Raw genomic sequence first — 6,363 nt, 5'->3', positions numbered from 1 at the left:
GTCCGACACATAGTCGAGATAGTGTTCGGACAAGACCCGGCCGGCGCCGTCCATCTGTCGCGACTGGCAATAGCTCATCACCACCTCCTCGCGTTCGAAGGCGGGCAGAAGCTCGGCCAGAAAATCGGGATCGGCGAGGTCGTCGGCTTCGGCGATCCAGACATAATCGCCGCGCGCCATTTCGACCCCCCGCATCCATTGGCGGAATACCGATCCTGAATTCTGCGCATTGGCCACCAGCCGGTATGGAATGTCGCAACCGGCCAGAAATTTCTCGATGACTTCGACGCTATCATCGGTCGAAGCATCGTCAAGCACGATCAACTCGTAGGGCTTTATCGTCTGATCGACAATGGAGCCTAGACGTGCGCCCAGGTATCGGGCGTAGTTGTAGTTAGGCACGATGACCGACACCCGCGGCAATGGCTTTTCGGCGTAAATCAGCAGATCATGCAGGTAATGGCTGAAGCTGAACTCCTGGCGGACGATATCGCGGCCAACGCTGGCGAGACGCCGGGCTTCACTTGGATTGTCGAGCAGATTGCCAATGACCTCGGCCATCGCATCGGTGTCGAATGCCTGCACGAGGATACCGCAATCCCGCTTCAGCAGATCCTGGAAGCCACCAGCGCCCTCAAAGGCAACGACCGGCACTGTGGCATCCAGCGCCTCGAGCACCACCGAGGGGAACGGATCCTCACGCGAGGTCAAGGCATAGATATCTGCGGCGAAATAGTATTCCTGCGGATTTTCCACCAATCCGACAAAGACGAAGCGGCTCTCCAGTCCCGCTTCCTTCACCCGTCGCATTTGCTTGGCGTGAAAGACGGTATCGACATGACCGACCCAGACTGCAACCGCATCCGGCCTGGATGCGATAACCTTGACGCAAGCATCAACGAAAAGATCGAGGCCCTTGCGATGGTCGGCATAGCCCGCGCACAGGATGATGCTTGCATTTGGCGAAAGCCCTAATCGTGCGCGGACCGCCTCGCGGACCTGCTGGCGATCCTCGGCGAGGTAGGGCGTACGCAGATAGAGTCCTTGCGGCCTGACTACCGACTGGCTGACCGGTTGGCCAACAAACTCTTCGAATCCGGCTTTGACGATCTCGGCTGGGAAAACGACCGTTTCAGCGTTCTCAACAATGGCTGCGGCTGCGTCAGCAAGACCGTAGGACGCCAATATTCCGGGCAGTTCATGGACGAGGCAAACGGTGCGGAACCCTGCCTGCTTCAGCAGCGGGATGAGCTTTCCGGATACGGTGGTATTCACGACGGCGACCTCGGCACCGTTGTTTCTAATGGTGGCCAGACGTTTCAACACATCGGCATCGCCTTGTTCAGGCAAGTCGATCCTGTGCACGGTCGCGGCGTGGGCGAAACGGCCGAGCAGCGGACCGTCGCCCAGCACGATGAGATCGGGCTCAAAACCAAGCTGCTTGAATCCCTTGGCCAGATTGAGAGCCAGCAATTGCGCCCCATGCGGGTGGGCGTCGTGGGAAACGATTGCAATCCTGGCCTTGGACTTCCCCTTCGCCGCCTCCAAAGCGTCGCGGGTCGCTTGCAGATAGGCGTGGCCGTTAACGCTATCGGGCTCCAGGTGAGCGCCTTCCGCCCACTCGTTCCAGGCATTGACGAAAACCACCCGCTCGGATGGCTCGCTAATATGGGCCAAGGTGTCCTCAATGGCATTGTCCAGCCATCTGCGATACAGCTCGGGGGTGTTGTTGATGAACACCGTGCCGCCGCGCTTGCGGCGTGCGGTATTGTCCCAGCCCGGGCAAACCGAACGGAAGAGCTTGTATTTGCGGGATGAGTAGGTTTCGCTGCGTTGTGGGAATACCGACCAGTCATAGACGGTCGTGGCAAAATCCTCATGCAGCGGCGTCACTGTATGCGTGACATTTGGCGGCGCGGAATTGTTTGGCGGAAATTCCACGGCGGCATCGAACCCGTAGCGATGGGGGGGCACAGATTCGAAGGACTGGGTGTAGGCCAGGAAAATCTCGCCGATGCCGTTCTCCCGGCACCAAGTCCGCCAGCGCCGCGCTGTCTCAGCCGCCGCCGGGAGCAGGCTTGGCCGATAGACGAGCAACAGCGGCTTGCCATTGATGCGGATGTAGCGAGGGTCACGAAGATAGGGCGCGACCTCGGCGATGAACGCGAGATCATCCTGGGGGGAGTGATCCTGAGCGATCAGGATCTCCTGGTCCATTCCGTCCCAGCGGCGCGACCAATTCTCGTTGGCCCAGCAGACGCAGAATGGCATGTCGAGGCGCTTATCCTCGAGCCAGTTTTCGAGCGGCTTTTCCAGGAGCCTCTTGCCGCCGAACCAATAAAAATAGAAGCAGAAGCCTTCCACTCCATAGAGCCTTGCCAGTTCGATCTGGCGATGCTGCACAGCAGTATCGCGCAAGTCGTAGTAGCCGAGCGTATCCGGCACGTGCGGCTGGTGGTGACCGATAAATTGCGGCTCAGCGGGCCGGACATTAGACCATTCGGTGAAGTCCTGTCCCCACCATTCATCGTTTTCGGGGATCGGGTGGAATTGCGGCAGGTAGAACGCGATGACGCGCACCGGCTTCTGGAGCAACGGCGGCGCATCGAGAAGCGGCACATAGACTGGTTCGGGCGAGAAGATCGGGCCGGAACTGACCAGCGCCCCGCGCAAGACCATCTCGTTGCTGCCCACAGGCGCTTGGGGTGCCTCCATGCTTCTCCAGGCGCGGTAGGCATTCGTAACGCCAAACAGCGAAGGAAAGGTCGAAAACGCCGCTCTCTTCAATTTTCGCTTGAGGTCGGTGGAGAGCGGCACATTGTGCCAACAACCGTAGGCACCCCGAATCGCCAAGCGGCGGACCCTTATGCGAACATCGCCGATAGCGCGGACGCGGCTCCCAATCCCCCGCAGAGGCTTGGTCACTCGCCAGGATGTGCTGGCATAAACGGCATCGAGAACCTCATGCAACCGGATTTCCTCGGATCGCGCCTCGTCGCGATCCGCAAGCAGCGCACTCGTCGCCCTGTGCGCCATCGACAAATTTTCTTGCAAGAGTTCGATCTCTTTGTCTCTCGCAATGATCTGTGCCCGTTCTCGAGCGATCTCTTCGTCTCTCGCGCTAACTTGTGCCCTTGTGCCTGAGATCTCGTCTTTGTGGGTCCGGATCTGTTCACGCATATCAGCTATCTCGCTGGAGAAAGCCTCGATGCGTGCCCCGTGATGTCCCAACAACTTCCTGTTGGTTTCGATCTCCTCCTCCATGGTTGTTGACTTCAACGACCATGGATTTCCGGTTTGATCGATCGCCTTGCTCTTCGTGTCGTCGAGAGGAACCACGCTCCCGTCGGCGAGCGCGACCTGCCCGTGCACGTTGCGCGCGCCGAGGACGTTTTCCGGAATAGGCAGCTTCGTTACGATGCAAAGCGAGTTCAAGAACTCGACGGAATGAACCGACGCGAGAGAAGCCTCATCGAATGTGACTTTGTGCCTGTCGGCGAAAGTGGCCAAGGCATCGACCCGACGACGATCCAGTCCCCAATGCTCATGGTTGACTACATCAAGCAGGCGTTTGAAAAACGAGATTGAGGAAAGCGGATCGTAGAGACCGCCCTCGAACTCCTGCCAGTAACTGCAATGCAGATCTTCGGCGATGTACATGCCCCCTTCGGAAAGGTGGGGGAAATATCGCGCGAACGAGCGTATTATATCCGAGGATAGGTGCGATCCGTCATCAATTATAATATCATATTTTTCCGACATCGAGATGATGTCGCGCTCCGTTTCATCAGTATTGGCGTCACCTACGGAGATCTTTATCTTCCGGCTGTCGAAAACGAGATTTCCGCAAGCCAGATTGACGTCACAGCCAACGATTATTTCAGCATTGGGGAAATATTTCTGCCATATCTCCAGGGATCCGCCATTCTGAACTCCGATTTCCAGGATTCGAACCGGACTGTCTCGATACTCTGAAAAAATATGGTCATAGGTGCTGAGATAGATCGACCATTTATCCGACACTTTGCCGCGATGCGCATCGTACAGGTCACGAAGTGAAACGAATGGTTCCTGCTTTGCGGGCCGCGCATCGCGCTGTTTGGCTAATTGCTGCTGTTCCAACTTCTGCCGATGAAACACGCGGAGACGGCAATCAATTTCAAGGAAAAAAGCGTCGCCAAAAGTTCGTGAAACAGATTCGAACTCTGCTCTGATCCGATCAAGAATTTCTATTGCAACTGCATCAGTATCATCGGACCTGAGCGCTATCAGTGCGGTATAAGCGTCTTTGACCCAGTCAATGATGCGCGGGTCTGCGTCGAGCAACTCAGTGCTGGCGGCAAAGTGCTGATTGTCGGTAGCGAAATGCTCAGACAGCAGGGACTGCCATTTCACGTCGGGTACCGGCCAGTCTAGGCTGAGAGTAGCAGTGATCCCGTCGATACCCTGTCGCCAGTCATCAAGCAGACTCTCGTAAGACAACAAGATGCGTGACCGACCCCTAGTTGCGCGCTCGGCTTCCAATTCGTGGCGAAGCCAAAGAAGCGAACTGAAGCCCATCGTGAAACCGTTTCGGTTCGCCAGGGAAGCGATCACAGCCAACGGATTGCGGTCTATCAGCACATACCGAACATCGATGCGCATGCGCCTCAAGATCTCCGCATAAAGCGGCACGAAACGTGAGATACGCGGCTCCTTGAGCACAAAAAACGGCGCGCTGCCGTATTCCTCGTCGATCAGCCGCGCGATCTCTGCTTTGTAGAAGCGCAGACGCTGCGCGCCGAGATCGTTGGGATCGAAGGATCGCCAATCATCCCAGCTGCTTCCTGCTTCGTCCAGCATCTGGTCGTGCAGCGCAATGAGACGCTCCGGCTCCCAGTGACCCGTTGGATTGGATAGATTGGCGCCCAGCATGTTCTTAGGCAGTTCCGCGCCAAGCAGATTGATCGCCCTCGTCAGCGCGCTGGTGCCCGAGCGATGCATGCCGAGCACCATGATGCAGGTGCGTTTGGCTGCTTTCGGCTTTGCCTTGCGTGCCTTCGGCTCGTCGACGGGCGCGGCATCGCGCGTGTTTTCCGCTGAAGGGTGCTTGTTCATGCCGTCAATGCCTGTTTCGGCTCACCGGCTAGCAGCCGGCGCACCACCGCTTCCGTCGATTGCCGCCAGTCCGGTGCATTCCAGCCGAACGCCGCCGCGAATTTCGCGCTCGATAGCCGGGAATTGGCGGGGCGGCGCGCCTTGGTTGGGTAGTCCATCGTAGCAATGTCCCGTACCCGCGCCCAGGGACCACCCAACACGCGGCTTGTGTCGAGGATATGGCGGGCAAAGCCGCTCCAGTTGGCCTCGCCGGTTCCGGCCAGATGATAGATGCCGGATGCGGCGGCGCCCTCGTGCAGCCGTGCCGCCGCATGCAGGATTGCGTCGGCGATATCAAGTGCAGATGTCGGATTTCCCCACTGATCGGCCACCACCGCGATCTCGTCGCGGTCGGCGGCCAGCCGCAGCATGGTTTTCACGAAATTCTTGCCGAACGGGCTGTAGACCCATGCCGTGCGCAGGATCAGATGGTGCGGATTGGCTGATGCAACCGCCTGCTCGCCGGCAAGCTTGGAGGCGCCATAGACGCTGCGCGGTGCGGTGGCGTCGGTCTCGACATAGGCGGCGTCCTTGGTGCCGTCGAAGACATAGTCGGTCGAAAGATGGATGACGGGCACGCCCAGGCGGCTTGCTGCTTGCGCCACCTTGCCGGCTCCGGCGGCGTTCACCGCGAATGCCAGATCGGGCTCGTCCTCGGCCTGATCCACCGCCGTGTAGGCGGCGGCCGACACGACGATATCAGGCTTCGCGGCCGCGATCGCTTCGATCACCGTGTCGGGTCTTGCGAGGTCGAGTTGCGGACGGCCAATGGCGATGACCTCAACGCCGGCGGCCGCCTGGCCGGCCTCCAGAAGGCTCGCCGCGACCTGTCCGTCGCGTCCGGTGACAACCAGCCTCACGCCGCCCCCTTGCGTGCTTCGCCCAGCCGTTCACCGGCATAGCGCTGCTCGCGGATCGGTCCCCACCACCATTTGTTGTCGAGAAACCAGTCGACGGTCTTGGCGAGGCCGCTGTCGAAATTCTCATTGGGCGCCCAGCCCAGGTCTCGGCCTATCTTCGAGGCGTCGATGGCATAGCGGCGATCGTGACCGGGGCGGTCGGTGACGAAGGAAATCAGGTCGCGATAGCTCTTGCCCCCTGCCCGCGGCCGCCTGCCGTCGAGCAGATCGCAGATCGTCTCGACGACGCCAAGGTTGGTCCGCTCGGAATTGCCGCCGACATTGTAGCTTTCGCCCGGCAGTCCCCTGGTCGCGACAAGTTCCAGCG

At 59.2% G+C, this 6,363-nt stretch carries 3 protein-coding genes; all 3 read right to left on the bottom strand.

Annotated elements, in window-relative coordinates:
• Positions 1-5,097: glycoside hydrolase family 99-like domain-containing protein (locus tag EN939_RS16820; protein ID WP_127268904.1), on the bottom strand; the 5,097-nt coding region annotated here is incomplete at its 3' end.
• On the bottom strand, positions 5,094-5,996 hold the full coding sequence (rfbD, locus tag EN939_RS16815) for a dTDP-4-dehydrorhamnose reductase (protein ID WP_127268902.1): 903 nt from the start codon (positions 5,994-5,996) through the stop codon (positions 5,094-5,096). The genes rfbD and EN939_RS16820, both read right to left, overlap by 4 nt.
• Positions 5,993-6,363 (bottom strand): GDP-mannose 4,6-dehydratase (locus EN939_RS16810; protein ID WP_206528299.1); only part of this gene is annotated, 371 nt, incomplete at its 5' end. The genes rfbD and EN939_RS16810, both read right to left, overlap by 4 nt.

This window comes from Mesorhizobium sp. M7A.F.Ca.CA.002.05.1.1 (assembly GCF_003998335.1).
Taxonomy (GTDB): Bacteria; Pseudomonadota; Alphaproteobacteria; order Rhizobiales; family Rhizobiaceae; genus Mesorhizobium.
This window is presented reverse-complemented; position numbering and strand designations above follow the sequence as displayed.